The organism is Microtetraspora malaysiensis, assembly GCF_050947145.1.
GTDB lineage: Bacteria > Actinomycetota > Actinomycetes > Streptosporangiales > Streptosporangiaceae > Microtetraspora_A > Microtetraspora_A malaysiensis.
Genome location: NZ_CP191998.1, coordinates 6584385 through 6609388, shown reverse-complemented (window position 1 = coordinate 6609388; position 25004 = coordinate 6584385). Strand labels below are relative to the sequence as shown.

Annotated in this window: 27 protein-coding genes; 9 read left to right on the top strand and 18 right to left on the bottom strand. The window is 71.8% G+C overall.

All coding sequences use genetic code 11. The features are described from left to right. Positions 1 to 202: 202 nt before the first annotated feature. Positions 203 to 568 (bottom strand): hypothetical protein, encoded by a 366-nt coding sequence (locus ACQP1V_RS31140; protein WP_433413549.1) that lies wholly within the window; start codon positions 566 to 568, stop codon positions 203 to 205. A 104-nt stretch (positions 569 to 672) separates the two neighbouring features. Here ACQP1V_RS31140 and ACQP1V_RS31135 point away from each other — a divergent pair, with 104 nt between their 5' ends. The 3 genes from ACQP1V_RS31135 (at position 673) to ACQP1V_RS31125 (ending at position 2927) form a co-directional block, all read left to right on the top strand. Beyond that, positions 673 to 1134 (top strand): RDD family protein, encoded by a 462-nt coding sequence (locus tag ACQP1V_RS31135; protein WP_433413548.1) that lies wholly within the window; start codon positions 673 to 675, stop codon positions 1132 to 1134. A 72-nt stretch (positions 1135 to 1206) separates the two neighbouring features. Beyond that, positions 1207 to 1986 (top strand): TetR/AcrR family transcriptional regulator, encoded by a 780-nt coding sequence (locus ACQP1V_RS31130; RefSeq protein ID WP_433413547.1) that lies wholly within the window; start codon positions 1207 to 1209, stop codon positions 1984 to 1986. Then, a complete protein-coding gene (locus ACQP1V_RS31125) occupies positions 1983 to 2927 on the top strand; it encodes a hypothetical protein (protein WP_433413546.1) in 945 nt (314 codons plus the stop codon). Before ACQP1V_RS31130 ends, ACQP1V_RS31125 begins: the two co-directional genes overlap by 4 nt. Here the strand turns inward: ACQP1V_RS31125 and ACQP1V_RS31120 are convergent. The 9 genes from ACQP1V_RS31120 to ACQP1V_RS31080 all read right to left on the bottom strand — a co-directional run bounded on the left by ACQP1V_RS31120 (position 2908) and on the right by ACQP1V_RS31080 (position 12350). After that, positions 2908 to 3696, bottom strand: coding sequence for a class I SAM-dependent methyltransferase (locus ACQP1V_RS31120; RefSeq protein ID WP_433413545.1), 789 nt, complete (start codon positions 3694 to 3696; stop codon positions 2908 to 2910). The two genes, ACQP1V_RS31125 and ACQP1V_RS31120, sit on opposite strands and share 20 nt — an antisense overlap. A gap of 16 nt (positions 3697 to 3712) precedes the next feature. After that, positions 3713 to 4387 (bottom strand): DUF4191 domain-containing protein, encoded by a 675-nt coding sequence (locus ACQP1V_RS31115; RefSeq protein WP_387408665.1) that lies wholly within the window; start codon positions 4385 to 4387, stop codon positions 3713 to 3715. A gap of 95 nt (positions 4388 to 4482) precedes the next feature. Further along, positions 4483 to 5412, bottom strand: a complete 930-nt coding sequence (lipA, locus tag ACQP1V_RS31110) for a lipoyl synthase (protein WP_067128030.1) — start codon at positions 5410 to 5412, stop codon at positions 4483 to 4485. Between the two features lie 35 nt (positions 5413 to 5447). Then, a complete protein-coding gene (lipB, locus tag ACQP1V_RS31105) occupies positions 5448 to 6101 on the bottom strand; it encodes a lipoyl(octanoyl) transferase LipB (RefSeq protein ID WP_387408667.1) in 654 nt (217 codons plus the stop codon). A 52-nt stretch (positions 6102 to 6153) separates the two neighbouring features. Further along, complete coding sequence (locus tag ACQP1V_RS31100) at positions 6154 to 6903, bottom strand: Type 1 glutamine amidotransferase-like domain-containing protein (protein WP_433413544.1); 750 nt, start codon at positions 6901 to 6903, stop codon at positions 6154 to 6156. Between the two features lie 32 nt (positions 6904 to 6935). Beyond that, positions 6936 to 7829, bottom strand: coding sequence for a TIGR01777 family oxidoreductase (locus tag ACQP1V_RS31095; RefSeq protein ID WP_433413543.1), 894 nt, complete (start codon positions 7827 to 7829; stop codon positions 6936 to 6938). A gap of 81 nt (positions 7830 to 7910) precedes the next feature. Further along, complete coding sequence (sucB, locus tag ACQP1V_RS31090; RefSeq protein ID WP_387408670.1) at positions 7911 to 9317, bottom strand: 2-oxoglutarate dehydrogenase, E2 component, dihydrolipoamide succinyltransferase; 1407 nt, start codon at positions 9315 to 9317, stop codon at positions 7911 to 7913. A gap of 33 nt (positions 9318 to 9350) precedes the next feature. Continuing rightward, positions 9351 to 10730, bottom strand: coding sequence for a dihydrolipoyl dehydrogenase (gene lpdA / locus ACQP1V_RS31085; protein WP_387408671.1), 1380 nt, complete (start codon positions 10728 to 10730; stop codon positions 9351 to 9353). A 90-nt stretch (positions 10731 to 10820) separates the two neighbouring features. Then, positions 10821 to 12350, bottom strand: coding sequence for a leucyl aminopeptidase (locus ACQP1V_RS31080; RefSeq protein WP_433413542.1), 1530 nt, complete (start codon positions 12348 to 12350; stop codon positions 10821 to 10823). A 92-nt stretch (positions 12351 to 12442) separates the two neighbouring features. Here ACQP1V_RS31080 and ACQP1V_RS31075 point away from each other — a divergent pair, with 92 nt between their 5' ends. Genes ACQP1V_RS31075 through ACQP1V_RS31065 form a run of 3 tightly spaced genes read left to right on the top strand, consistent with a single transcriptional unit; the run spans position 12443 to position 14754 of the window. Beyond that, the gene (locus ACQP1V_RS31075) at positions 12443 to 12790 is read left to right on the top strand and encodes a GntR family transcriptional regulator (protein WP_433413541.1); all 348 of its coding nucleotides are present in this window, start codon (positions 12443 to 12445) and stop codon (positions 12788 to 12790) included. Continuing rightward, positions 12787 to 13782 (top strand): DUF1648 domain-containing protein, encoded by a 996-nt coding sequence (locus ACQP1V_RS31070; RefSeq protein ID WP_433413540.1) that lies wholly within the window; start codon positions 12787 to 12789, stop codon positions 13780 to 13782. Before ACQP1V_RS31075 ends, ACQP1V_RS31070 begins: the two co-directional genes overlap by 4 nt. A gap of 12 nt (positions 13783 to 13794) precedes the next feature. Continuing rightward, positions 13795 to 14754, top strand: coding sequence for a lysostaphin resistance A-like protein (locus ACQP1V_RS31065; RefSeq protein WP_433413539.1), 960 nt, complete (start codon positions 13795 to 13797; stop codon positions 14752 to 14754). Between the two features lie 48 nt (positions 14755 to 14802). On the opposite strand, the gene ACQP1V_RS31060 is transcribed toward ACQP1V_RS31065, so the two are convergent. Both ACQP1V_RS31060 and ACQP1V_RS31055 read right to left on the bottom strand, forming a co-directional pair. After that, positions 14803 to 15762, bottom strand: coding sequence for an adenosylcobinamide-GDP ribazoletransferase (locus tag ACQP1V_RS31060; protein WP_433413538.1), 960 nt, complete (start codon positions 15760 to 15762; stop codon positions 14803 to 14805). A gap of 85 nt (positions 15763 to 15847) precedes the next feature. Then, on the bottom strand, positions 15848 to 17023 hold the full coding sequence (locus tag ACQP1V_RS31055) for a bifunctional adenosylcobinamide kinase/adenosylcobinamide-phosphate guanylyltransferase (RefSeq protein ID WP_433413537.1): 1176 nt from the start codon (positions 17021 to 17023) through the stop codon (positions 15848 to 15850). A 254-nt stretch (positions 17024 to 17277) separates the two neighbouring features. Here ACQP1V_RS31055 and ACQP1V_RS31050 point away from each other — a divergent pair, with 254 nt between their 5' ends. From ACQP1V_RS31050 to ACQP1V_RS31040, 3 genes are all read left to right on the top strand, one after another. Beyond that, positions 17278 to 17484: a hypothetical protein gene (locus ACQP1V_RS31050; RefSeq protein ID WP_387408677.1), complete on the top strand. Its 207-nt coding sequence runs from the start codon at positions 17278 to 17280 to the stop codon at positions 17482 to 17484. Between the two features lie 287 nt (positions 17485 to 17771). Beyond that, positions 17772 to 17900: a hypothetical protein gene (locus tag ACQP1V_RS31045; RefSeq protein WP_281195495.1), complete on the top strand. Its 129-nt coding sequence runs from the start codon at positions 17772 to 17774 to the stop codon at positions 17898 to 17900. A gap of 156 nt (positions 17901 to 18056) precedes the next feature. Next, positions 18057 to 19133 (top strand): TauD/TfdA family dioxygenase, encoded by a 1077-nt coding sequence (locus ACQP1V_RS31040; RefSeq protein WP_433413536.1) that lies wholly within the window; start codon positions 18057 to 18059, stop codon positions 19131 to 19133. 95 nt (positions 19134 to 19228) lie between these two features. Here the strand turns inward: ACQP1V_RS31040 and ACQP1V_RS31035 are convergent, their stop codons facing one another. From ACQP1V_RS31035 to ACQP1V_RS31010, 6 genes are read right to left on the bottom strand one after another with little or no spacing between them, the layout of a single operon-like run. Next, positions 19229 to 19648: an ester cyclase gene (locus ACQP1V_RS31035; RefSeq protein WP_387408679.1), complete on the bottom strand. Its 420-nt coding sequence runs from the start codon at positions 19646 to 19648 to the stop codon at positions 19229 to 19231. Continuing rightward, positions 19630 to 20082 (bottom strand): VOC family protein, encoded by a 453-nt coding sequence (locus ACQP1V_RS31030; RefSeq protein ID WP_285703424.1) that lies wholly within the window; start codon positions 20080 to 20082, stop codon positions 19630 to 19632. The genes ACQP1V_RS31035 and ACQP1V_RS31030 overlap by 19 nt, the downstream gene beginning before the upstream one ends. A gap of 52 nt (positions 20083 to 20134) precedes the next feature. After that, positions 20135 to 21049 (bottom strand): ABC transporter permease, encoded by a 915-nt coding sequence (locus ACQP1V_RS31025; RefSeq protein WP_067128065.1) that lies wholly within the window; start codon positions 21047 to 21049, stop codon positions 20135 to 20137. Then, positions 21046 to 22224: an ABC transporter permease gene (locus ACQP1V_RS31020; protein ID WP_387408681.1), complete on the bottom strand. Its 1179-nt coding sequence runs from the start codon at positions 22222 to 22224 to the stop codon at positions 21046 to 21048. The genes ACQP1V_RS31025 and ACQP1V_RS31020 overlap by 4 nt, the downstream gene beginning before the upstream one ends. After that, positions 22221 to 23840, bottom strand: a complete 1620-nt coding sequence (locus ACQP1V_RS31015; protein ID WP_433413535.1) for an ABC transporter ATP-binding protein — start codon at positions 23838 to 23840, stop codon at positions 22221 to 22223. Before ACQP1V_RS31015 ends, ACQP1V_RS31020 begins: the two co-directional genes overlap by 4 nt. Position 23841: 1 nt before the next feature. Beyond that, positions 23842 to 24939 carry a BMP family ABC transporter substrate-binding protein gene (locus ACQP1V_RS31010; protein WP_433413534.1) on the bottom strand — a complete coding sequence of 366 codons (1098 nt, stop codon included), beginning with the start codon at positions 24937 to 24939 and terminating at the stop codon, positions 23842 to 23844. Positions 24940 to 25004: the final 65 nt, after the last annotated feature.

Sequence of the window (25004 nt, the reverse complement as noted above, 5' to 3'; positions counted from 1 at the left end):
GGGGCGTGCCGTTCCCGACCGCTCGTACGCGCCGGATCGTTTTCCATCATGGGGGCGGCGGGGCTCGGGGCGGCATTTCCTGTGCAGAAATTGCCCATTCACCGAATATCTTTGCGATCGGCCCGGCATATCACGGTGTGATGATGCGCCTGCGGAAATTCGGCTCATCGAGACTTCTGGGAGCGGAGGTGTCGCGGTGGTTTCAGGGGCGGGACGACGGCACGGCGTCCGGCGCGGTCGAGGCGGCCTGGGTGCCCGTGTCGGCCGGCGGATCGGTGACCGGGGGGTCGGTCGCCTCCCTCGCCGGGCGCATGATCGCGGGTGAGGGCGGGCGCGGCGTCGGGGCCGGATCGGTGTCCCCGGCCAGCAGGTCCGGCCGGAGGCTGAGGATCGCGCCCGCGAGAGCGACCACTCCCAGAATGGCCAGCATCATCACCGGTGTACGGCGTCGCCCCGAGCGGGGGAGACGCGCCGCCGTCGCCTCCATCCGCTTGATCTCGTCCTCGCCGAACTGCGCGACCAGCGCCTCGAAGCGCGCGTCGATGTCGTCAGGGTCCGCCGAGCGCAAAGTTCACTCCAATAGCTGAAATTTCGGGAGATGGTGGGATTAATCATGGTCGTCTTGACCTCCAAGCGGAAGACCGGTGACAGGCGCGGATACGCTGTGGAGTCATGAGCAAGCAGCAGCCCCGGTGGACCCAGACCTGGATGGGGGGAGTCCGGTCGGCCGGCTTCGACCTCGGCTATCCGGGCGAGCGCCTCGGCCTTCCGGCCGAAGGCAGCGGTTCCGTCACCGGGTGGGGGCGCCGCGTCGGCGCCGTCTTCGTCGACTGGCTGCTCTGCACCTGGGCCATCGCCGGGGGCATCTTCCGCGTGCAGAACCCGGACGTCGGCTGGGTCGGCCTCGCCGTGTTCGCGGTGGAGAACGTCCTTCTCCTCGGCACCCTCGGCATGACGCTCGGCATGCGGCTGTTCGGCCTGCGCGTCGCCACGCTCGACGGCGGTCGGCCCCCCTTCCTGGCCGTACTGATCCGGACCTTCCTGCTCTGCCTCGCCGTACCCGCGCTGATCTGGGACCGGGACCGCCGCGGCCTGCATGATCGGGCCTCCAACACGGTCGTCGTCCGCCTCTGAACGGGTCTTCCGACGCCAGATTAAAAGATGAACCGGGTTTGCTTCTGAACCCGGTTCATTTATTGTGCCGGTATGGCCGGTCTCAGAGAAGACAAGAAGCGGCGCACGCGGCAGGCGATCGGCGACATGGCGATGCGGTTGTTCGCCGAGCGCGGGTTCGAGGCGGTCACGGTCAACGAGATCGCCGAGGCGGCGGGCGTCGCGAAGGTGACGCTGTTCAAGTACTTCCCGTCCAAGGAGTCCCTCGTCCTGCACGCGGTCGAGGAGGACCTCGCCGGAGTGGTGATCGCCCGCCCGCCCGGCCGATCTCCGCTGCGCGCCCTGCGCGAGCACCTGCTGGCCTTCGCCGCCGCGCCCATCGGCGACGCGGACGAAATGATCGCCCGGATGAAGGTGATCGTGGACAGCCCCGCGCTCACCGCCGCCGTCAACCGCCTCCAGTACGGCAGCCGGCGCGCCCTGGCCCGCGCCCTGCTGCCCGGCGGGCGACCGCTCACGCCGTGCGAGACCGGCGAAAGCTCGCCCACGCCGTGCGAGGCCGGCGAAGGATCGTCCGCGCCGTGCGAGGCCGGCGACGGGACCCCTCCGCGGAGCGACGCGGCCCCGGGGGCCGCGGGACATCACCCGCCGCCGGCAGGCACCCCCGGCGCCGACCCCGCCGCACTGGCGGCCGAACTGGCGGCCGCGCAGATCAGCGCCGCCGTCCTGACACTCCAGGAGACCTTCTTCCAGCGCGTCGCGGCCGGGATGCCGCCCGCCGAGGCCGGACAGCTGCTGCGCGGCGACGTCGATCTCGCCTTCGACCTGCTGGAGAACGGGCTGGCCTGGCTCGGAGAGAAAGAGACGACATGAGAGCCGTGGGCATCAACTACGACACCGGCTTCCTGCCCGGAGCCGCCTCCCGGCGGCACTTCGACCCCGAGGTCGTCCGGCGCGAGATGCGGGTCATCGCGGACGAGCTGCACTGCACCGCCGTACGCGTGTCCGGAGGGGACCCGGAGCGGCTCAGCGTGGCCGCCGAGCACGCCGCCGACGCGGGCCTGGAGGTCTGGTTCGCGCCGTTCCCCTGCGAGCTGACCACCGACGAGATGCGGCCCTTCTTCGCCGACTGCGCCGCCCGCGCCGAGCGGCTGCGTACGGCGGGCGCCGAGGTCGTCTACGTCATGGGGTGCGAGATCAGCGGCTTCGCGCCCGGTTTCCTGCCGGGGGAGACGCTCTACGACCGGCTGACCGCCCTCGGGTCCTTCACCGCGGAGGACTGGATGTCGATGGGGCCGACCCTCGCCCGGCTGAACGCCTTCCTGGCCGAGGCCGCGGACGGTGCCCGCGCCCGGTTCGGCGGACGGGTGACCTACGCGTCGGCGCCCTGGGAGTTCATCGACTGGACGCCGTTCGACATCGTCGGTGTCGACGCCTACCGCGCCGCCTACAACGCGGCGAACTTCCACGAGGAGATCCGCGGACATCTCCGGCACGGCAAGCCGGTCGCGGTCACCGAGTTCGGCACCTGCCCCTACAAGGGGGCCGGCGACCGAGGCGGCATGGCATGGGCGATCGAGCAGGTGGACCAGCCGGAGCCGGACGAGTCCGAGCAGGTGCGGTACTTCACCGAGCTGCTCGACGTCTTCGCGGCGGAAGGCGTGGACAGCGCGTTCTGGTTCACCTTCGCCGGCTATGAGCGGCGCGGGGACGCCGACCTCGGTTCGTACGGCGTGGTCAGCATGATCGACGAGGTGCGGTGGCGGCCGCGGGAGGTCTTCCACGCCATGGCGGCTAGATATTCCGACAGGTGAAGATCGCGGTGCCGGGGAAGTGGCGGCCGCGCAGCGGGCTCCAGCCGCCCCACACGCCCTCGTGGCCGTCCGGCCACTCCGGCTCGACCAGCCCGGCCAGAACGAACCCGGCGCCGGCGATGAGGCCCACCCAGTCGCCCAGCGTCCGGTGGTGCTCGACATAGGACGGCACCCCGCCGTCGTCCAGCTCCACGTACGGCGAGCGGTCGAAGTAGGACCGGTCCGCCGTCAGCCCGCGCGGGCCGGGATCGTCGGGGAACGCCCACCGGATCGGGTGGCTGACCGAGAACACGAACTGCCCGCCGGGACGCAGCACCCGGCGCACCTCGGCGAGCACGGCGCCCGGGTCCGCGACGAACGGCAGCGCCCCGAACGCCGAGCAGGCCAGGTCGAAGGAATCGGCCAGGAACGGCAGGACCTCCGCGTCCGCCTGCGCGACCGGCAGCGAGAGGCCGGTCGCGTCGTCGATGCGGCGGGAGTGCTGGAGCTGCCGGTGCGACAGGTCCACGGCCGCGACGGTCGCGCCCTGCCTGAGCAGCCACCGGCCGCACTGCCCGGCGCCGCAGCCCACCTCAAGGATGCGGCGGCCGGACACGTCACCGAGCAGCCGGGCGTCCGCCTCGTCCAGGCCCTCCGGGCACCAGATGAACCCGTCGTCGCGCAGGAAGCCGCCGTGCTCGGCCTGGTACTCGTCCGCCGCGCCGTCCCACCAGCCGCGGTTGGCCCGGGAGGTCTCCGCCCGGGTGACCGGGCGCTTCGCGACGCTCACGTCTGATCCCCGGGGTTCAGCGGGGCCCCTTGGGGCCGCGCGGCATCCGGACGTTCTTCGGCATGGGTCCCTTGGGCATCGGCATCGCCGGGGTCAGCGCGCGCATCCGGTTGTTCACCTCGGAGACGACCGGCTTCCTCAGGTTGCGCGGGAGCTTCATCAGGTGGCGCTGCAGCTTCGCCAGCGGCACCTGACCCTCGCCGTCGCCGCACTGGATGTCGTACACCGGGACGTCGATCGCGACCCGCTGCACCCGCTTCTTCTCCGCGACCAGCATCCGCTGCACGCGGTTGCTCGGCCCCTCGGAGACGAGAATCACACCGGGGTGGCCGACCACGCGGAACACGAGGTCCTGCTCGCGGTTGACCGCCACCGGCTTCTCCTCGACGTACCAGTTGCCGCGCATGCCCTGGAGGATCGCGTAGGTCGCGCCGGGCTGGCCGTGGAGCATGCTGAACTGCGCGCGCTGTGCCAGCCGGCTGAACACGATCAGGCCCACCAGGATGGCGGCCAGCACACCGAAGACGTACCAGGTCCAGCCGAAGAGGACACCGAGGACGACGAAGACGGCGAGGGTGCCCAGCGCCGATCCGTAGACGATCGGCATGCCCTTGGGGTTGGCCTGTTTAACGAACTGGGCGACCATCCGGATCTGCTTGAGCCGTCCCGGAGTCGCAGGGTCTTTCGCCATGCTCTGCAGGATACAAATCCCAGGGTGAATTAATGAAAACGAGACCCGCCCGTACGGCTCCCGGAGGAGCCGTAGGGCGGGTCGGGACGGTGTTTCTAGAGCGCCTGCCGTGCCGCGATCGCCTGCTGGTAGAGGCGGCCGGCCCGGTAGGAGGAGCGGACGAGCGGCCCGGACATGACGCCGGCGAAGCCGATCTCTTCGGCTTCTTGCTGCAGCTCGATGAACTCCTCGGGCTTCACCCAGCGCTCCACGGGGTGGTGGCGGGGGCTCGGGCGGAGGTACTGGGTGATCGTCACCAGGTCGCAGCCCGCCTCGTGGAGGTCGCGCAGCGCCTGGGTGATCTCCTCGCGCTCCTCGCCCATGCCGAGGATGAGGTTGGACTTGGTGACCATCCCGGCCTCGCGGGCCGCGGTGATCACTCCGAGGGAGCGCTCGTAGCGGAACGCGGGGCGGATCCGCTTGAAGATCCGCGGGACGGTCTCGATGTTGTGCGCGAACACCTCGGGCTTGGCGGAGAAGACCTCCTCGAGCTGTTCCTGGATCCCGTTGAAGTCGGGCACCAGCAGCTCGACACCGCAGCCGGGGAGCTGCGCGTGGATCTGGCGGGCGGTCTCGGCGTACAGCCAGGCGCCGCCGTCGGGCAGGTCGTCACGGGCGACACCGGTGACGGTGGCGTAGCGCAGGCCCATCTGCTTGACCGACTCGGCCACTCGGCGCGGCTCGTCCTTGTCGTACTCGGCGGGCTTGCCGGTGTCGATCTGGCAGAAATCGCAGCGTCGGGTGCACTGGTCGCCACCAATGAGGAAGGTGGCCTCCCGGTCCTCCCAGCACTCATAGATGTTGGGACAGCCGGCCTCCTCACAGACCGTGTGCAGTCCCTCGCGCCGCACCAGCGATTTAAGCTCGGTGTACTCCGGCCCGGTCTTCAACCGGGTCCTGATCCACGGCGGCTTCTTCTCGATCGGGGTCTGGCTGTTGCGCACCTCCAGGCGGAGGAGCTTACGGCCATCAGGGGCAACGGACACGCCGTCCAGCTTATTACCAGACGTCGGATGTGCCGTCAGGCGAGGTCCTCCTCGTACATGTCGTACGGCTCGGTGCCGAGCGCCTCGGCGAGGCGCTTCTCGGCGAGCGGCATGACCTCGTCCACCGTGATGCGGCGGCCGGTCTCGGCGGACAGGGAGGTCACACCCGCGTCGCCCTCGACGATGCGGTTGTACCAACTCAGGTCGTTGACGCAGTTGAGCGAGAATCCGTGCATGCTGACGCCACCCGCCACCCTGATGCCGATCGCGGCGACCCGGCGGTCGGGCAGGCCGCTCGCGGCGTCTCCGGGGACCCACACTCCGCCCTGGCCCGCGATCCGCCGCGCGACCACCCCGAAGTCCGCGCAGATCTGGATCAGCACGTCCTCAATCAGCCGGACGTACCCGGCGACGTCGGCGATCCGCAGGATGGGGTAGCACACGAGCTGCCCGGGACCGTGCCAGGCGAGCTTCCCGCCGCGGTCCACGTCGATGACGGGGGTGCCGTCGGAGAGCCGCTCGTGCGGCTGGGTGCGGCTGCCCGCCGTGTAGACCGGGGCGTGCTCCAACATCAGGCACAGGTCGGAGATCTCGTTCGCCGCCCGCCGCCGGTGCGCCCGGCGCTGGAGGCCCCACACCTGCTCGTACGGAACGTCGACGCCCAGCCGGACGACCGCGAGCCCGGTCATGCGGCGCTCACGGCTTCCCGCCCGGTCAACCTCGGGATCATGCTCGGCTCGTTCACCCGTCCAGGGTAGAGGTGAGCAGCCGCGGCTCGATACGGAACTCCTTGACACCGCCTGCACCGTCCTTTTCGATCCGGTACGCGTAGCCGCGGGGGTCGACCGTCACGGCCTGGATGAACTCGGTGCCCACATAGTGCAGCCCGACGCCCTCGTCGGCGGCGTACCCGTCGGGCAGCTCGCCCGACGCCACCGATGCGTGCAGCAGCTCTCTGCGCTGCGAGTCGGAGTTGTAGTGGACGCCGCACGAGTACGGCAGGAAGCCCAGCCCCTCGGCCCACGGCCGGAGTTTCGGCCCGAACGAATCAGTGTTGCCGCCCACGTGCCAGCACAGGGCTCCCGCGCTCTGGCCGGACAGCACGACCCCGGAGCGCCACGCCTCGGCGAACGCCTCGTCCAGGCCGTGCAGGCGCCACAGCGCGGCCAGGTTGGCCACGCTGCCGCCGCTCACGTAGATCGCGTCCTGTTCCAGGATCCACTCGCCCGGCTCGGCGACGTTCGGCATGGGGAACACCGTCAGGTGGCTGACCTCGACGTCCCACTCGCGGAACGCCCCGTACATCTTCAGCAGCCAGTCGGCGTCGTCCCCGGTCGCGGTGGCCAGGAGCCCCAGCTTGGGCCGGTCCTGGCCGGTCAGGTCCAGGACGTAGCGCAGCAGCCCGGTCGGCTCGATGAAGCCGTACCGCTCGGTCTGCCGGAAAGATCCGCCACCGATGGCGACGATGTGCGACTGCCCCATGCGGCTCATCGGACACTCCCAAAAACGGAAACAGGAAGTCACTAGAGTACGGCGGCCAGCGCTTCTTTGAGTGTGGGATGCGAGAACCGGTGGCCGGCGTCCCGCAGGCGGCGGGGGACGGCGCGCTGCCCCTTCAGCAGTCCCTCGTCCGCGAACTCGCCCAGCGCCAGGCGCAGCGCGAACGCGGGCGTGCTGAGGGGCATGACCGGCCGGCGCAGCGCCCGCGCGATCGCCTTCGTGTACTCGGCGTTGGTCACCGGCTCGGGAGCGGTGAGGTTGACCGGGCCGGAGACCTCCGGACTGGCCAGCAGGAACCGCACCGCGTCCAGCCAGTCGGGCAGCGAGATCCACGGGACGTACTGCCGGCCGCCGCCCAGGACGGCGCCCGCGCCCACCTTGAAGAGCGGCAGGACCTTGGCCAGCGCCCCGCCGCGGCGGCTCAGCACCACGCCTGTGCGGAGCCGTACGAGCCGGATGCCCTCCTGCTCGGCCGGGGCCGCCGCCTCCTCCCACTCCCGCACCAGGTCGGCGAGGAACCCGCCTCCCGGAGGCGCGGACTCGTCCACCTCGCGTGACCCGGTGTCGCCGTAGTAGCCGACCGCCGAGCCGGACAGCAGTACCCGCGGCCTGTTCTTGAGCAGGCCGAGCGCCTCGACGAGCGTGTGCGTGCCGATCACGCGGCTGTCGACCAGCTCCTGCTTGTACGGATCCGTCCACCTGCGGTCGGCGATGCCCGCTCCGGCGAGGTGAACGACCGCCTCCGCGCCCTCAAGGACGGAGGGGTCGAGCAGGTGGCGCTCCGGGTCCCAGAACGCCTCGTCCGCCGCCGTGGGCTCGCGCCGTACGAGCCGCAGGACCCGGGCGCCGTCCGCGCGCAGGGCCTGGACGAGGGCCGAGCCGAGGAACCCCGACGAGCCGGTCACAACGATGGTCATGACCCCCACGGTAGGCGGCGGCCCCGGAAACGGCGGAGGCCGCCCCGCGCGTACGCGGGACGGCCTCCTGCGCGGGTCGCGTCAGGCGAGCCCGAGCTGGTTCTCGAAGCGGCCCTCCTCCAGACGGCGCTTGACCGTCGTGAGGAAGCGGGCGGCGTCGGCACCGTCGACCAGGCGGTGGTCGTAGGTCAGCGCGAGGTAGACCATCGAGCGGACCGCGATGACCTCGCCCTCGGGCGTGTCGAGCACGACCGGACGCTTGACGACCGCGCCGGTGCCCAGCATGCCGACCTGCGGCTGGTTGAGGATCGGCGTGTCGAACAGGGCGCCGCGGCTGCCGGTGTTGGTCAGCGTGAACGTGGCCCCGGTGATCTCGTCCGGCGTGACCTTGTTGGCGCGGGTCCGCTCAGCGAGGTCGGCCGTCTTACGGGCGAGGCCGGCCAGGTTGAGGTCACCGGCGTTCTTGATCGTCGCCGCGATCAGGCCGCGCTCGGTGTCGACTGCGATGCCCAGGTGCTCGACGTCGAAGTACGTGACCTCCATGGTCTCGTTGTTGATCGTCGCGTTGAGCTTGGGGTGCTGCTTGAGGGCCTCGATCGCCGCCATCTCGAAGAACGGCATGAACGACAGCTTGACGCCCTCGCGGCGGAAGAACTCGTCCTTGGCCCGCGCGCGCAGCCGCGCGATCTTGGTGACGTCGACCTCGACCACCGTGGTGAGCTGGGCCGCGGTCTGCAGCGACTCGACCAGGCGCTTGGACATCGTCTGCCGCAGGCGGGACATCTTCTCGGTGGTGCCACGCAGCGTGGTGTCCACCTGGACCTGCTCCGGCGCGGCGGCCGGGGCGGCCGGAGCCACCGCGGCGGGAGCCGCCGGAGCGGCCGGAGCGGCCGGAGCGGCGACCTGGGCCGCGGCCTGCTCGCGCTGGACGCGGGCGGCCTCGATGACGTCCTGCTTGCGGATGCGGCCACCGACGCCGGTGCCGGCCAGCGCGTCGAGGTCCACACCGTGCTCGGCGGCGAGCTTGCGGACCAGCGGCGTGACGTACGGGGTCTCGCCGGCCGGGGCGACCTCGGCCGCGGGGACCACCGGAGCGGCCGGAGCCACCGGAGCGGGCGCCGGGGCCGGGGCCGGAGCGGGCTGCGGGATCGAGGAGATCGGCGGGGCCGGAGCCGGGGCCGGAACGGGCTCGGGAGCCGGAGCCGGGGCGGGCGCCTCGACGGCGGGCGCGGCCGGAGCCGCGGCGGCGGCGCTCTCGTCGATGACGGCGAGCTCGGCGCCGACCTCGACCGTCTCGTCCTCGGCGACGAGGATCTTGGTCAGGTAACCCGCGGACGGCGACGGGATCTCGGTGTCGACCTTGTCGGTCGACACCTCGAGCAGCGGCTCGTCGGCTTCGACGCGCTCGCCTTCCTTCTTCAGCCAACGGGTGACGGTGCCCTCGGTAACGCTCTCTCCGAGCTGGGGCATGGATACGGAGACCGGCATGGTTCTCTTCTCTCGCGTTTTTCTGTGAGGGCCTTAGTTGTGCACGTGAAGCGGCTTGCCCGCGAGGGCCAGCATCGCCTCGCCGAGGGCCTCGGACTGGGTCGGGTGCGGGTGGATCAGCTGAGCGACGTCACCGGGCGTGGCCTCCCAGTTGTAGATCAGCTGGGCCTCGGCGACGAGCTCGCCGACGCGGCTGCCCACCATGTGCACGCCCAGGACCCGGCCGTCGCGCTCGGCGACGACCTTGACCTCGCCCTGGGTCTGCAGGATCTTGCTCTTGCCGTTTCCGGCGAGGTTGTAGCTCAGCTCCACCACGTCGTGGCCGCGCTCGCGCGCCACGGCGGTGCTGATGCCCACCGATGCCACCTCGGGCTCGGAGTAGGTGATGCGCGGCACACCGTCGTAGTCGATCGGGACCGGGTTCAGCCCGGCGATGTGCTCCGCGACGAGGATGCCCTCGGCGAAGCCGACGTGCGCGAGCTGGAGGGTCGGGATCAGGTCGCCCACCGCGTACACGCCGGGAACGCCGGTCCGGTAGTACTCGTCGACCTTGACGTAGCCGCGGTCGACGGTGACGCCCGCGTCCTCGAAGCCGAGCCCGGCGGAGACCGGGCCGCGGCCCACGGCGACGAGCATCAGCTCGGCGTCGAGGGTCTTGCCGTTCTCCAGGGTGACGACGACACCGGTGTCGGTGGTCTTGACGCTCTCGAACCGGACGCCCAGCTCGTACTTGATGCCGCGGCGGCGGAAGGCGCGCTCCAGGAGCTTGGAGTTGGACTCGTCCTCGAGGGGCAGCAGGTGGGGGAGCGCCTCGACGATGGTGACCTCGGCGCCGAAGGACCGCCACACGCTGGCGAACTCCACGCCGATCACGCCGCCGCCCAGGATGACCACCGAGCTGGGGACGCGGTCGAGGACCAGGGCGTGGTCGCTGGAGACGACCTTGTCGCCGTCGATCTCCAGGCCGGGCAGCGACTTGGGCACCGATCCGGTGGCCAGGACGACGTTGCGGCCCTCGATGACCTGGTCGCCCACGACGACGCGGCCCGGGCCGGCCAGCCGTCCCTCGCCCTCGACAATGGTGATCTTCTTGCTCTTGATGAGGCCCGCGAGACCCTTGTAGAGCCCGCTGATCACCTTGTCCTTGTACGCGTGCACCGCCGGGACGTCGATGCCGTCGAGCCGGGCGCGGACGCCGAACGCCTCGCTCTCGCGAGTCTGGTCCGCCAGCTCGGCCGCGTGCAGAAGGGCCTTGGTGGGGATGCAGCCGCGGTGCAGGCAGGTGCCGCCGACCTTGTCCTTCTCGATCAGGACGACGTTCATGCCGAGCTCGGCCGCCCGAAGGGCGCAGGCGTATCCGCCGCTGCCGCCGCCTAGGACGACGATGTCATAGGGGCCGCTGCCGTCTGCCACAGGAATGCTCCTCGTTGGATTGCCACAGTTGATTGCCACGCCGCCGGACGGACCGACAGCATCTTTTCACTTGTCCGCGTAGTTCGTGGGTCAGTCGGCGGCGCGCAGCGCGTAGCGCTCGGCCAGGGCGACCAGCGTGCGGGTGGTCGCGCCGGTTCCGCCCTTCGGCGTGTAACCGTACGGCTCCATCTTGTTGAAGGCGGGGCCGGCCATGTCGATGTGCGCCCAGCGGACGCCGTCCGGGACGAACTCGCGCAGGAAGATGCCCGCCGCGAGCATCCCGCCCCACCGGTCGGGGTTGAGGTTGGCGATGTCGGCGACGGGTGAGTCGAGACCCTTGCGCAGCTCGGCGGGGAGCGGCATGCCCCACGCGCCCTCGCCCTGGGCGACGGAGACCTCGACGACCTCGTCGCGGAGCGCGTCGTCGTTCGCCATCACGCCGCTGGTGCGCCATCCGAGCGAGACGATCTGCGCACCGGTGAGGGTGGCGACGTCGACGATCAGGTCGGGGTTGTCCTGCGCGGCGCGGGCGATGCCGTCGACCAGTACGAGCCGGCCCTCGGCGTCGGTGTTGAGCACCTCGACGGTCTTGCCGCTGAAGGTGTGCAGCACGTCGGAGGGGCGCATCGCGGTGCCGGACGGCATGTTCTCGGCGAGGCACAGGTAGCCGACGGCGTTGATCGGGACGCCGAGCCTGGCGATGGTGATCAGCGCGCCCAGGACGGCGCCCGCGCCGCCCATGTCGGACTTCATCCAGTCCATCGAGTTGGCGGGCTTGAGCGACAGGCCGCCGGAGTCGAAGGTGATGCCCTTGCCCACGAAGGCGATGGTGCGCGCGGCATCCGGGTGGGTGTGGGCGAGACGGACCAGCCGGGGCGGGTTGACCGAGCCCTGGCCGACGCCGGTGATGCCGCCGAATCCGCCCTCCTTGAGCGCGGTCTCGTCGAGCACCTCGACGGTCAGGCCCGCCTTGGTGGCGACGTCCTCGGCGATGTCGGCGAACTTGGCCGGCCACAGGTCTGACGGCGGCATGTTGACGAGGTCGCGCACCAGGGCGACCGCGTCGGCGACGGTGGACGCCCGCTCGGCGGCGGCGGCCGCGCCCTCGGCGCCGGACAGCACGGAGATCTCGGCCACCGGATCCTTGCGCTCGCCCGTGCGATAGCGGGTGAAATCGTAGGCGCCGAGCAGCGCGCCGAGCGTGACGGCTTCCACCTGCTCGGCGGTCGAGGCGGGGAGGGTGAAGGCGGCGGAGGCCGTGCCGGCGAGGGCGCGGGCGGCGGCGCCGGCCGCGCGGCGGAGCGACTCCAGGTCATATCCGCCTTCGGGGCGGTCGCCGAGGCCGACGGCGAGGATGAGCGGCGCGGGAACGGCGCCGAGACTGGGGATCTTGGCGATCTCCTCGGATTTTCCGGTGAACCCGACCGCGCCGAGCGCCGTGGCGAGGGACGCTCCCAGGGTCGAGTCGAGGTCGTCGGCGCCTGGGGCGACCTGTGGGCCGCCGGGCGAGGCATGGAAGCCGACTACGAGAGCACCGGTCTCGATGGAGACCGTGTCAGATGCGAGAACGCGCACTGTGGTCACGTGAGCCGATGCTAGCTCTGCTTTGAGCGTACGCATAAACGAGGGTTCGTCCTACCAATGATGGGAGCGAATGGTGCTGATGACGACAGCACCATTCGGTGGAAATTGGTGCTAATGTCGCTAGCACCATGTTGTTGAAGCTTGATCTTAACGATCCGCGGCCGCTCCACGAGCAGGTCGCCGACGCCATCCGGCGCGCGGTCGTCCAGGGCGACGTCGCGCCGGGTGACCGGTTGCCCCCGGCGCGCGATCTCGCCGACGCCCTGGGCGTCAACGCCAACACGGTCCTGCGGTCGCTGCGCGACCTGAGGGACGAGGGGCTGCTGGAGTTCCGTCGCGGCCGGGGCGTCTCGGTCCTGCGCCGGCCCGACCCCCGCGAGGCGCTCAGGTCCCTGGCGCGCGACCTGCTCGACGAGGCCGGCCGGTACGGCTACGGCGCCCACGACGTCATCGAACTGATCAAGGAAATGTCATGAACGACTCGTCCGTACGCGACGCGGCCTTCCGCCGGCGGTTCCTCCTGGCGACCGGCGCGTGGGCCGTTCTCGTCGCCTCCGTGCTGGTCGTTGTGCCGCTCATGTTCGAGAGCCGCCTGCCCGACCCGCTGGCCACGCACTGGGGGCCGTCCGGAGAGCCCAACGGTTCGATGCCGTTCGCCGTGTTCGCCCTCGCCGCCCTGTTGTGGGTTCTCGTCGCGGGCGTGGTCCTGGGTGCGGCGGCCGCCGGACGCGTCGCGCTGAGGCGGGCGGCGCGCCGGTGGATCACCGCCCCGCTCGGCTGGATCGGCGCACTCCTGATCGGCCTGCAGGCCACCACCGTCGCCGCCAACCTGGACCGGCGGCGCTGGGAGGACGCGGCGTCGCTCGGTTGGCAGGCCGTCGTCGTGATCGTCGCGGCGTTCGCGGTCGGCGGGCTCGGCTGGCTGGCGGGCCGTCCCGGTCCCGACGAGCGGCCGGTCGCGGCCGGATCCGCTCCGGAGGCCCTCGTGCTCCATCAGGGGGAGCGGCCCGTGTGGGTCTCCGCCGCGGCCTCTCCCGTGGGCGCGGGCGTGGCCCTCGTGGCCCTCGCCGCCGCCGGGTCGCTCGGCGTCTGCGCGTTCCTCGGCCTCCCGCCCGAGCTGTGGATCGGGGCGGCGGTGTTCGCGATCGCCGGGCTGGCCGGGCTCTGGCTCACCTCGATCAGGGTGAAGGTGAGCCCCGAAGCCTTCACCGTGTCGTACGGCCCGCTGCGGTGGCCGTCGAGGTCGGTGCCGATCGGCGGCCTCGACCGGGCCTGGACGGAGGAGCGCCACCCGGCCGACGTAGGCGGCTGGGGATACCGGGGGCTGCCCGGCCGGAACACGATCATGATCCGCGGTGGGGAGTGCCTTGTCGTCCGCTACACCTCCGGCGGGGAGCTTGGGATCAGCGTCGACGACGCCACCCGGGGCGCCGCACTGATCAACGCCCTCGTCTCCGGGAAGCACTGAGGAATCCGTCCGATGCGCCGTGTCAACGATCTCGCCGTGTTCCTCGCCGTCGCCTTCGGAGGCGCGTGGCTGGTGGCGCTGCCGCTGTGGCTGGGCGGATCCGGCCTCGCCACGCCGGCCCTGATGCCCGTCGCGGCCGCGATGATGTTCACCCCCTCCCTCGGCGTGCTCGCCGTGTGGCTGATCTGCCGTCGCGGGACGCCGTTCGGCGAGTGGGCCGGCCGTACCGGCCTGGGATTGGGACCGGCCCGCGGCCGGACCTTCAAGGTCCTCGCCGCGACCTGGGCGGGGACGCCGCTGCTCGTGCTGGCCGCGCTGGCCGTGAGCGCCCTGGTCGGCGTGGTCCGCCTCGACCTCGGCGGGCTCAGCCTCTTCCGGGCCGGGCTGGACGTGGCCGGCGGGGCGCCGCTCCCGCCCGAGACGCTGGCCATGGCCCAGCTCGTCTCGGCGGTCGTCGTCGCGCCGCTGCTGAACGCGATCCCGTCGCTCGGCGAGGAATGGGGGTGGCGCGGGTACCTCCTGCCGCGGCTCCTCGGCGGAGCCGCCCTCGACGCCGCGCCGCGGCCGACCCGGATCGTGTGGCGCGCCATGCTCGTCTCCGGCGTGATCTGGGGGCTCTGGCACGCGCCGCTGACGCTGCTCGGGTACAACTACCCGAATCTCGGGCCCTGGGCCGCGCTGATGTTCGTGGGCGCCTGCGTCCTGCTCGGCGCGATCTTCGGCTGGGTGCGTCTGCGCACCGGCAGCGTGTGGCCCGCGGTGGTGGGACACGGTGCCTTCAACGCCTCGGCAGGACTGATCCTGCTCGTCGGCGACGCGGCCCACCCGCCCAACCTCGCGCTCGCGGGCGCCACCGGTGTCGTCGGCTGGGCCGTCCTCGCCGTCGTCGTGGCCGTCCTGCGCTCGCCGTACCGGTCGCGCGGGCAGGCCGCCGGGGACGCCGCGGACGCCGGGTCGCCGGTCTCCGGCTGACCCGGCGCGTACGGGGGCAGGGCGGCTCGGGGGCGGCTGCCCCGGGCCTCAAAGGAGGAACGCGCAGACCAGCAGCGTCGTGGTGGTCGCGCACTCGACCAGCGCGCCGAGCACGTCCCCGGTGATCCCGCCGAGCCTGCGCACCGCCCGCCGCCGCAGCAGCGTCGCGGCGCCGAGACCGGCCAGCACGGTCAGAGGGAACGTCACCGGAGCCCACCAGGCCGACGACCGCAACGGTGTCTCGTCCACCAGTGACACGGCATAGGGGGAGGTGTCGTAGGAGTAACTCTCGTACGAGTACGGGGCCTCGGCCGGTTGTTCATCCGGTGGATGCACCGCACTGACGCCTGGACCCGGCGCGTTGGTGAGGTGAGGCTGGAGCGCCGACCCGAGCGCGGGCAGTAGGACGGCCGCGAAGACGAGTACGGCGGCTGTCACGGCGAGGGCGGGACCGCGCCGCACGGTGCCCGCGACGAAGGCGCCCAAGCCTCCGGGGCGGGCCGCCGGGACCCCGTCCCGGCACGACCAGGTGATCGCGAGCCGCCCCGCCGCGCAGGCCGCGATCAGCGCGGGCGGTCCGAGGCCCTCCAGCCGGGTCAGCGCGGCCACCTGGGCGAGCAGCGTGAACACGAGCGTGACCACGCCGAACGGCCCGATGTCGGAACGCTTCATGATGTCCAGCGCCTGACCGGCGGGCTTGCCGCTGCCCAGGCCGTCGGCCAGGTCCGCGAGGCCGTCGAGATGCAGGCACCGGGTGAGCCAGGCGAGCGTTCCGACCGCCAGCACCGAGGCGAGCAGCGCGGAGCCGCTCAGCCAGATCGCCGCGCCCGACACCGCGGCGGCGGTCGCCCCGAGGAGCGCCCCGGCGAACGGCGCGAGGACCATCCCGCGCCCGGCGATCCGGCGGTTCACCTCGATGGCGCGGACGGGGAAGACGGTCAGCGTTCCCAGCGTGAACAGCCACGCCTCCGCGGCCCCGGCGGTCTCTCGCTCTGGCGTTCCCGGCACAGACCGTGATCGTAGCCGCGGGCCGGAGCCCGGAGCATCCCGCCCTGTCCCCTCGGCGTGGGAGGCGGCCGGTGACGGGCGGGGCTCAGACGGGAAGGGAGAGCACGCGACCGGCCACGACCAGGGCGACGTCCTCGGACTCGCGGGCGAGGCGCTGGTTCAGGCGGCCGAGCGTGTCCCGGAAGAGGCGGCCGCTCGCGGTGGCCGGGATCACGCCGAGCCCCACTTCGTCGCTCACGGCCACGACCCGGGCCGCCGCCGTCGCCCGCCACGCCTCGACCAGCTCGTCGCATCGCAGGGCCACCCGGTCGAGCGGTGACGGCCCCGCCACGGCCCGGCCGGTGTCGGGCGCGGAGAGGTCCGTCTTCTGCTCGGTTCCCTCCGGCACGGCGCCCCGCGCGTGCGTGTCGTCCTGCCCGTACCCGGGCCAGGCGCCGCATTCGTCGAAGACGGCGGCGATCCAGGTGCCGAGACCGTCGATGAGCAGGGTCCCCGAGGACGTACGGAGCAGCTCGGCGAGGTCGGTCGTCTCCACCGTGCCCCAGTGCGCCGCCCGGCGGTCGCGATGCGCCTGCACACGGGCGAGCCAGGAGAGATCGTCGCCGCCGGAGGGGCCGGTCGCGACATAAGTGACATGAGGCTCCGCCGCGAGGCGCAGCTCGGCCTCCTCGGACTTGCCGGAGCGGGTGCCGCCGAGCAGCAGCGTGCGCCGCGGCGCCGTACGCGTGGGGAGCGGCCGGTCCCGCGTGTCCACCACGGTGCCGTCGGGTACGGCCTCCACTCCCCAGAACGCGAGCCTGCGGGCCAGCTCTCCCTCCGAGGGGACCCGATGGTCGAGACCGACGGCGACGACGCGGGTCCGGGGCGTCACCAGACCGCGCCGCCGCAGGCCGCCGAGGCGCTCGGGACGATCGAGCGGGTCGATGAGCACAACGTCGTACGGCCTCGGCGGCGGCTCCTCCTCGCGGGATTCCGGCGGCGGAGAGGCGGTCGCGGTCAGGCCGGACCCGGCGTGGAGCAGCCGCCCCCCATCGGGACCGGTCACCGCGAGGCCGTCCAGGGTGCGCGCCACCAGGTGGCCCTCCGGCCACGAAAGCGGGTCTCCGGCGGCGGGGACGCCGTCGGGCACGAGCCGAATCCGGCCGTCGACGACGATCGACAGCGGGCGGCGCAGGGTGGTAGCCCGCCCACAGGAGGCGCAACCGCAGCCGGGGGAGGGCCACCCCTCGGGTCCGGCTGTGCCCTCCAGAACGATCCGCATTCCGCCCCTCCCGCTGCGCGATCCCGTCCACCGGTTCCGCACGCGGCCCGGGTTCTCGGGACGTCATCTTTCCGTGGCGCGTGTTCCCGTCCGATGCCGGGCCTTCCGGGCCCGGCATTCGATCGCAGGCTCGGGGCGTACTGGAAAGACCGGCGCTCCGGGCGGTTGTATGGTCGGCGGGACCTGCTCGGAGTCGCGGACCGCCGGATCGCGGCCGGGCGGGCGTCGGCCGCACCGGAAGGGGAGCGTGAGTCATGACGTGGCGATGGCGGTACGAGGACGCGAACGGCGGAGAGGTGACCAACCGGGAGCTGCCGAGGGAGATCTTCACCAGCCAGGCCGACGCCGAGTCCTGGCTCGGGGAGAACTGGCGCGAGCTGCTGGAATCCGGTGTCGAGCAGGTGTCCCTGCTTGATGAGGACCGGGTCGAGTACAGCGGGATGTCGCTGCGCGCGGAGTGACGCGCCGTCCACATCGATGTGCCGCCCACAGCGACGTGCGGGCGGCCGGGACGGGCGGATCGACGGGGCCTGGGCGGAACGCCGACCGCGCCGCCCGCCCGTCGCGGGGGTGCTCGATCGGCGGCTTCGTCCGCCCGTCGCTGAGGTGATCAGTCGGGGCGGCCCTCGGTGAGGCCCACCGGTGGGCCGACCGGCTGGCATAACGGATAGCGAGATGATGTCTCTATTGACGGAACTATCTGTGCCGGTCTAGCGTGGCGGAAAGTCGACCACCGCAGGAGAGCGCCATGATCCACGTAGCCGTACCCGGCTTCGCGGCGACCCTGTCCGGCTGGGAGGACCCGATGAGAGTGAGCCCGCCGCGGAAGGGCATGCGCCCCGGCACCGCCGCGGGAGCTCCGCAGACTCCTTTCTGATCCCTCCATCGGAGGTGAGCGGCGCCGCATCGGGCGGTCCCGCGGCGTCGTCCGCCGTCCTCGCCTGTCCGGACCTTCGCATCCCGGCCGTGACGGCCCTTCCGAGCTGTCATCGCCTTCTGAGACGCGACCCCCAAGTACTCGGAGTGCATCATCATGACCACAGAAGTCTCCCTGTCCCCGATCTCCGGTCCCTCCGCATGGCGCGGCGACGAGCTGGCCGGCTCCACCGAATGGATCTACGTTCTCGGCGACGCCGAGCGCGTGGAGCTGGAGGAGGCCGGCCGCAAGTTCGTCGCCGACGACCCCGACCTGCGGACGGTGAACGCCGCCGACTACCCGCTGGACGCGGCGCGCGGGCTGATCGACGAGTGCGCGCGGCAGATGGACGCCGGGCGCGGCTTCGTGCTGGTGCGCGGCCTGCGCACGGAGGAGTACGGCGACGCCCTCGCGGGCGCCATCTTCTTCGTGATGGGCCTGCACCTCGGCATGCCGATGGAGCAGAACCAGCTCGGTGACGTGCTCGACCACGTCATCGCCACGTCCAACAAGACGCTGGACGACCCCGGCGCGCTGCCGTCCCGGGTCCGCGATCGGCTGCCGTTCCACTCCGACAGCTCCGACGTCGTGGCGCTGATGTGCCTGCGCGCGTCGAAGGAGGGCGGCGCCAGCAGCCTGGTGAGCGGCACCGCGATCTACAACGAGATCCTGCGCCGGCGGCCCGACCTCGCCCCGCTGCTGTTCGAGCCCTGGCACTGGGACTGGCGCGGCCAGGACCCGGACGCGCCCGCCGACACCTACGTGTCCCCGATCTGCAGCTACGTGGACGGCATCTTCAGCACGTACGCGGGCAGTTCGATGATCTTCTCGGCGCAGAAGTACGACGGCGTGCCCCAGCTGACCGACGCCCAGGTCGAGCTGCTGCACCTCTACGACGAGATCAGCCAGGAGCAGGGGCTCGCGCTCGACATGGACTTCCAGCCGGGTGACGTGCAGTGGCTCCTGAACTACGCCGCCCTGCACTCGCGCACCGAGTACGTCGACTGGCCGGAGCCCGAGCGCCGCCGCCACCTGCTCCGCCTGTGGCTCAAGCGCGACGTGGGCCGCCCGCTCGTGGACGGCTTCGGCAAGAACGTCGTCAAGGAGCGTGGCGCCGAGGAGCGGAAGCCGGTCGAGGGCGGCGCCTTTCGCATCGCCGCGGCGGTCGTCCCGAACCAGGACTGGGGCAACTGACCTCGGCACGGCGCACGGCTGACACCTGAACACGACGATGCCCTGGGGACCCGGTCCCCAGGGCATCGTCCGTTCAGGCGGTACCCGTTCGCCGGTTACGGCGCCGGGTCGGCGAGCTGGCGCCGCACCTCGCCGCTGTCCCAGTAGTCCGTACGGTGCGTGATCAGGCCGTGCGCGCCGACCCGGAAGCGGAACACGCCGCGCACCTCGACCGGTTTGCCCCCCGCGGAGAGCAGCCGGAACGACATGCGGTAGGCGAGCGCGGCGCGGCCGTCCTCCACGATCAGGTCCTCGACCGCGTAGTGAAGGTCGGCGAAGTCGGCCAGGAAGCCGGTGAGGTTGGCCCGGTAGCCGTCCCGCCCGGTGACGCTCCGGCCGAGCGGGGAGGTGTGCTCGTTGACGAAGTCCGGACTCACGCAGGCCGCGATCGCGTCGGCGTCGTGCGCGTTGAGCGCGTCGACGTACCGCGCGACCGCGGCCCGGGTGAGCTCGGCGCTCAGGAGGGGTTCGCCCACAGCTTGCGCACCGTGTCGAACACCTGCTGGTTGTGCGAGATCTCGATGACGTTGCCGTCCGGGTCCTTCAGGGCGCAGATGTAGCCGACCGGGTCGGGCATGTCCCGGGGCTCCCAGTGCAGGCAGCCCAGCTCGCGCGCCTGCTCGGCGATGGCGTCCACGTCACCGCGCTCGGGCACCTCGATGCCGATGTGCGCGAACGGCGTGAGCAGGCCGAGCTGCCCGCCCTTGTCCTTGTTGAACGAGACCAGCACCAGCACCATCGGCGTCTCGACCTGCTTGTCGTTGGACAGCCAGGCGCTCTCGCCGGCGTCGTCCCGGAAGCGCTCCACGACGACCAGCGGCGTCAGCGAGGTGTAGAAGTCGATGGCCTTGTCGAGGTCGCCGGTCGGCAGCGCGACGTGCGTCCAGCGTGCCTGGGTCAGACCGCTCATGGTTCTCCTCCGATTTTGAGTGATCAATCAAGGGATGGACGTGTGGATCGGGTCAGGTCGAGCCCCGTACGAAGGGCTGCCCGAGGGACTTCGGTTCGCGGTTCCTGGTCGTGAAGACCAGCATCGCGACCAGCGCCAGCAGGTACGGCGCGACCACCAGGAGCTGCGAGTTCATCGTCAGGCCCAGCGCCGGCAGCGCCAGGCGCATGGCGTCGGCGAGCCCGAACAGCACGCAGCCGAGCAGGGTGCGGCCCAGCCGCCACGCGCCGAAGATCACCGCCGCGATGACGATGTACCCGCGCCCGGCCGTCATGTTCTGGTTGAACGAGCCGACCTCGCCCACCGCCAGGTAGGCGCCGCCGAGCCCGGCCAGCGCCCCGCACCACAGCAGCGCCTGGCGGCGGCGCAGGTTGACGCGGATGCCGGTGACGTCGGCCGCCTGCGGCTGCTCGCCGACGGCCCGCAGTTCGAGGCCCCACCTGCTGCGCTCCACCAGCCACCAGGTCAGCGGGACGACGAGGAGCAGCAGGTAGACCGGCCAGCGTTCGACGAACAGCGGGTGGCCGATCAGGGGGATGTCCCGCAGCCAGGGGACGCTCACCTGCGACACCTGGTGGGAGTCGAAGGAGCTGATCGTGATCAGGTAGCTGGTCAGGCCGAGCACGAGGGCGTTGAGCACCAGGCCGACCACGAACGTGTTGACCTCCAGGCGGTGGGCCAGGTTGCCGTGCACGAGCCCGATCAGCAGGCCGATCAGCACGCCCGCCACCAGGCCGGCGGTGGCGCTGCCGGTCGCCGAGGCGGTGGCCACCGAGCCGAAGGCCGCGCCGAGCATCATCGCCTCAAGGGAGATGTTCATCGTCCCGGCCCGCTCGGCCAGGTACTCGCCGCACGCGGCGAACGCCAGCGGCACGGTGAGCCTGATCCCGCTGGACAGGATCGTCGAGATGTTGTCGGCTGCGCTCACGCGATGGCCTCCTCTGCGACGGGCGCGGCCTCCTGGCGGGCTCCCGCCGTACGGCCTCCGGAACGGCGCCGCCTGGCCAGGGCGACGACCACGGGCGGCGCGACGAAGGCGAGCACCAGCAGCGCCTTGACCACGTCGACCAGGAACGACGGCACCCCGGTCGCGGCCAGGAAGCCGCCTCCGGAGCGCAGTACGCCGAACAGCAGCGCGACCGGCATGGCGGCCAGCGGCCGGTTGCGCGCGACCAGGGCGACCAGCAGGCCGTCCCAGCCGATGTTCATGGCCATGCCCGGCTGGAGCCGGTTGACGCCGACCGGGCTGGCCAGCAGCACCGCCCCGGCCAGGCCGGCCAGCGCGCCGGAGATCGCCAGGGCCGCGCCGCCCAACGCGTTGACCCGTACGCCCGCGTGCTTGGCGGCGAGGGGGTTGCGGCCGAGCATCGTCAGCCGGAAGCCCCAGGGAGTGCGCGTGATGGCCACCGCGATGACCACGGCGGCGGCCACCGCGAGGATCAGGCCGCCGTTGATCTGCAGGCCGGGATACTCGCCGAACGAGCCCAGCAGGCCGGACGGCGGCAGCGGGTTCGACTGCGGGGAGACCGGCGCGTTGCCGACCCGCGACTCCTGCAGCAGCCACGGCATGTTCACCGCGTACGCGACGACCTGCTGGGCGACGAACGTCATCAGCATGGTGCTGACGACGACGTTGACCCCGCGCAGCCGGTGCATCAGCGAGCTGAGACCGGCCCACGCGCCCGCCGCCAGCGCGGCGGCCAGCAGCATGATCACGATCAGCGCGGGTCCGTTGATCGCGAGGCGCAGGCCGACCCAGGCGGCGGCGAGCGCGCCGATGAGCACCTGGCCCTCCTGGCCGATGTTGAACGACCCGGAGCGGGCGCTGACACACGCGCCGACCGCGACGAGCAGCAGCGGCGCCGCGTAGAGCAGCGTCGAACTCCACGCCGTCCAGTCGGCCATGCTGCCCTGGAAGAGGGCCTGGACGGATGCCGACGGCGAGCCGCCGGTGAGCGTGATGAGGGCCGAGGAGAGGGCCAGCGCCACCACCACGCCGACCGCGGTGGCCACCGGGGTCTGCCAGCCGTACGGGCGCGGGGTCAGCAGGCCGAGCAGGCGGCGGCCGGTCCCCGGCGGGGCGCCGGTAGAGGGGGCGGTCACGCGGCCACCCCTCCCACCAGCATGCCGAGCCGTTCGGCGGTGGCCTCGGCGGCGGGCAGGACGCCGGTGATCCGGCCCGAGCAGATGACCGCGATGCGGGACGCCAGAGCCATGACCTCCTCCAATTCGGTGGATATCAGCAACACCGCCACGCCTCCTGACGCCGCGTCCCGGAGCCGCTGGTACATGTCCTCGATCGCGCCGACGTCGAGCCCGTGGGTGGGCTGGGCGGCGACGAGCACGCCGGGCCCGGCCGACAGCTCGCGGGCGAGGACGACGCGCTGCTGGTTGCCGCCGGAGAGGCTCCGTACCGGGGCGTCCAGGGACGGGGCGACGATGTTGAACTCGGCCGCCAGGCGGCGGGCGACGGCGTGCATCTTCCGGCGGCTGACGAAGCCGCGCCCGCTGACGTCGCCGATGGACTTCATCACGAGGTTCTCGGCGACGCTCATGTCCAGGACGACGCCGGAGCTGTGCCGGTCCTCGGGGATGATGCCGAGCCCGGCCCGGTGCAGCGCCCCTGGGCGCTCCAGCTCCACCGGCCGCCCGGCCAGCTCGACCGCGCCGGAGGAGGGGAGGACGAGGCCGGAGAGCAGGTCGCCGAGCGTGGACTGGCCGTTGCCTTCGACGCCGTACAGGCCGACGATCTCGCCGGGGGCGACGTCCAGGCTCAGGTCGGACAGGACGGTCACGCCGTCGATCACGACCGTCAGGTCGCGCAGCCGCAGGGCGGGCGCGGTCCCGGTCGTCGCGGGGGCCGCGTCCGAGGACGCGGCCGGGGTTTCGGCCGGGGGTTCCCCGGACGGCGCGGGGCCGTCCACCGGCAGCATGCCGAGCGCCGCCCCCTCCGCGCGCAGCGAGACGTTCCGCCCGACCATCTGGCGGGCCAGCTCGGGCGGCGTGGTCTCGGCGGTGGCGCTGTGGAAGACCACCTTCCCCTTGCGCAGCACCGTCACCTGGTCGGTGGCCGCGGTGATCTCCGCCAGCTTGTGGCTGATCAGGATCACCGCGCGGTTCTCGGCGCGTACGACGTGGCGCAGGACGGTGAACAGCTCCGCCGACTCGGCCTGGGTCAGTACCGACGTCGGCTCGTCGAGGATGAGAACGGACGGGTCCCGGCGCAGGCACTTGATCAGCTCGACCCGCTGCCGCTCCCCGGCGGAGAGCCGCTCGACGCGGGCCGTCGGGTCGATCGGCAGGCCGTACCTGCGGGCCACCTCCTCCACCTGGCGGCACGCCGCCGCGCGGTCGATCCGCCCGGTGTCGCCGAGGATGACGTTCTCCCAGACGGTCAGCGCGTCGATCAGGCTGAAGTGCTGGTGCACCATGCCGATGCCCAGCGCCACGGCGTCCTGCGGGTCGTGCACGTCCACGGGCGTGTCGCCGCGCATGATCGTTCCAGAGTCGCGCTGGACCAGCCCGAGAAGGATCTTCATCAGCGTCGACTTGCCCGCGCCGTTCTCTCCGAGCAGCCCGTGGATCTCGCCGTGGTTGACGTCGAGATCCACGTTGTCGGAGGCGACGACCGGGCCGTAGCGCTTGCTGATGCCCCGCAGCCGCAGAGCGGGTGTCGATGGCGGGGTCAGCTCCCTCGCCCGCTCGTCAACTGTCGTCATGTCAGGATCCGAGCCTCTTGACCTCGGCCGCCGGGTCGAACTTCTTGGCGCCGACGTCCGCCATGAACGCGTCGAGCTTCTTCTTGACCTCGGGCTTGTCGCCGCACAGCTTCACTGTCGGGTACGGGTCGACGCCGAGCTGCCAGACCTTCTTGACGCCCATCTGCAGCTTGCCCTCGGCGAAGCTCTCCAGGGCGGAGGCGAAGTAGTCGCCGGGGCTGAACATCACCGAGACGTCGAACTTCGGCTTGGTGGAGGCGCACTGGTCGGTGCCCGGCGTGAGGGTGTACACGCCGGCCGAGTTGGCCAGCTCGGTGGCGGCGTTCGTGGCGCCCCCGAGGTAGGGGTACACCACCTTGACGCCCTGGCTGATCTGCGCCTGCATCGCCTCCTTGGCCTTCGCCGAGTCGTTGAGGTCGCCGGTGAAGGTGGTCACCACGGTCGCGTCGGGTATGACCAGGCGGATGCCCGCCCGGTACGCCCTGACGGCGGACTGGGTGAAGTCCACCTCGGGGCCGGTGAGGAACCCGGCCTTCCTGTCGCCGCGCTCCTCAAGCAGCAGCCCGGCGGCGTACCCGGCGGCCAGCAGGCTCTGGTTCGCGTCGTCCACCGAGAGCATGATCTTGGGGGTCTGCGGGATGTTGTCGGAGGACGGCACGTACCACGCCGTGTTGCCGCAGACCGGCTCCTCGGACGCGGGGATCGCGTCCCGCAGCTCCGAGGCGCCCAGCGCGATCAGGTCCACCTTCTGCTGGCAGAGCGCACGCGCGGCGTTGAGCGCGTCGCTGGTGTTGACGCTGCCACGCTTGATCAGCGTCCAGCCCTGGGACGTGGCGAACTTCTCCGCCGTGTCCACGAAGCTCTGGTAGTAGCCGCCGTCGTTGATGTCGCCGGGGCTGAGCACCCCGATGACGACCTTGCCGTCGCCGTTGACGTCCGGCTGGCCGGCCTGGCCGCCGGCGTCGGCGGTGCTGTCGCCGGCCGCGGCCGGAGCCTTGACCGCGGTCGCGTCGTTGCTCGCGCAACCGGTCAGGGCGATCGCGCCGAAGCAGGCGATCATCGCACCGGCGGCCGTGCCCGCGCGGTAGTTTCCGGCCATAACGATCCTCTCGATCTTCTGGGGGCTCGATCTTCTGGAGTTCGCGGTGGATTGTCGGGTGGTGG

What these genes read in the sequence shown, in the direction of transcription:
- ACQP1V_RS31055 (WP_433413537.1), bottom strand. Translation starts at nt 17,023, where the DNA reads ATGCGGATCGTTCTGGAGGGCACAGCCGGACCCGAGGGGTGGCCCTCC.
- ACQP1V_RS31040 (WP_433413536.1), top strand. Translation starts at nt 18,057, where the DNA reads ATGACCACAGAAGTCTCCCTGTCCCCGATCTCCGGTCCCTCCGCATGG.
- ACQP1V_RS31015 (WP_433413535.1), bottom strand. Translation starts at nt 23,840, where the DNA reads ATGACGACAGTTGACGAGCGGGCGAGGGAGCTGACCCCGCCATCGACA.
- ACQP1V_RS31095 (WP_433413543.1), bottom strand. Translation starts at nt 7,829, where the DNA reads ATGACCATCGTTGTGACCGGCTCGTCGGGGTTCCTCGGCTCGGCCCTC.
- ACQP1V_RS31075 (WP_433413541.1), top strand. Translation starts at nt 12,443, where the DNA reads ATGTTGTTGAAGCTTGATCTTAACGATCCGCGGCCGCTCCACGAGCAG.
- ACQP1V_RS31050 (WP_387408677.1), top strand. Translation starts at nt 17,278, where the DNA reads ATGACGTGGCGATGGCGGTACGAGGACGCGAACGGCGGAGAGGTGACC.
- ACQP1V_RS31045 (WP_281195495.1), top strand. Translation starts at nt 17,772, where the DNA reads ATGATCCACGTAGCCGTACCCGGCTTCGCGGCGACCCTGTCCGGCTGG.
- ACQP1V_RS31030 (WP_285703424.1), bottom strand. Translation starts at nt 20,082, where the DNA reads ATGAGCGGTCTGACCCAGGCACGCTGGACGCACGTCGCGCTGCCGACC.
- ACQP1V_RS31130 (WP_433413547.1), top strand. Translation starts at nt 1,207, where the DNA reads ATGGCCGGTCTCAGAGAAGACAAGAAGCGGCGCACGCGGCAGGCGATC.
- lipB (WP_387408667.1), bottom strand. Translation starts at nt 6,101, where the DNA reads ATGACCGGGCTCGCGGTCGTCCGGCTGGGCGTCGACGTTCCGTACGAG.
- ACQP1V_RS31065 (WP_433413539.1), top strand. Translation starts at nt 13,795, where the DNA reads ATGCGCCGTGTCAACGATCTCGCCGTGTTCCTCGCCGTCGCCTTCGGA.
- ACQP1V_RS31115 (WP_387408665.1), bottom strand. Translation starts at nt 4,387, where the DNA reads ATGGCGAAAGACCCTGCGACTCCGGGACGGCTCAAGCAGATCCGGATG.
- ACQP1V_RS31135 (WP_433413548.1), top strand. Translation starts at nt 673, where the DNA reads ATGAGCAAGCAGCAGCCCCGGTGGACCCAGACCTGGATGGGGGGAGTC.
- ACQP1V_RS31080 (WP_433413542.1), bottom strand. Translation starts at nt 12,350, where the DNA reads ATGCGTACGCTCAAAGCAGAGCTAGCATCGGCTCACGTGACCACAGTG.
- ACQP1V_RS31125 (WP_433413546.1), top strand. Translation starts at nt 1,983, where the DNA reads ATGAGAGCCGTGGGCATCAACTACGACACCGGCTTCCTGCCCGGAGCC.
- sucB (WP_387408670.1), bottom strand. Translation starts at nt 9,317, where the DNA reads ATGCCGGTCTCCGTATCCATGCCCCAGCTCGGAGAGAGCGTTACCGAG.
- ACQP1V_RS31100 (WP_433413544.1), bottom strand. Translation starts at nt 6,903, where the DNA reads ATGAGCCGCATGGGGCAGTCGCACATCGTCGCCATCGGTGGCGGATCT.
- ACQP1V_RS31070 (WP_433413540.1), top strand. Translation starts at nt 12,787, where the DNA reads ATGAACGACTCGTCCGTACGCGACGCGGCCTTCCGCCGGCGGTTCCTC.
- ACQP1V_RS31010 (WP_433413534.1), bottom strand. Translation starts at nt 24,939, where the DNA reads ATGGCCGGAAACTACCGCGCGGGCACGGCCGCCGGTGCGATGATCGCC.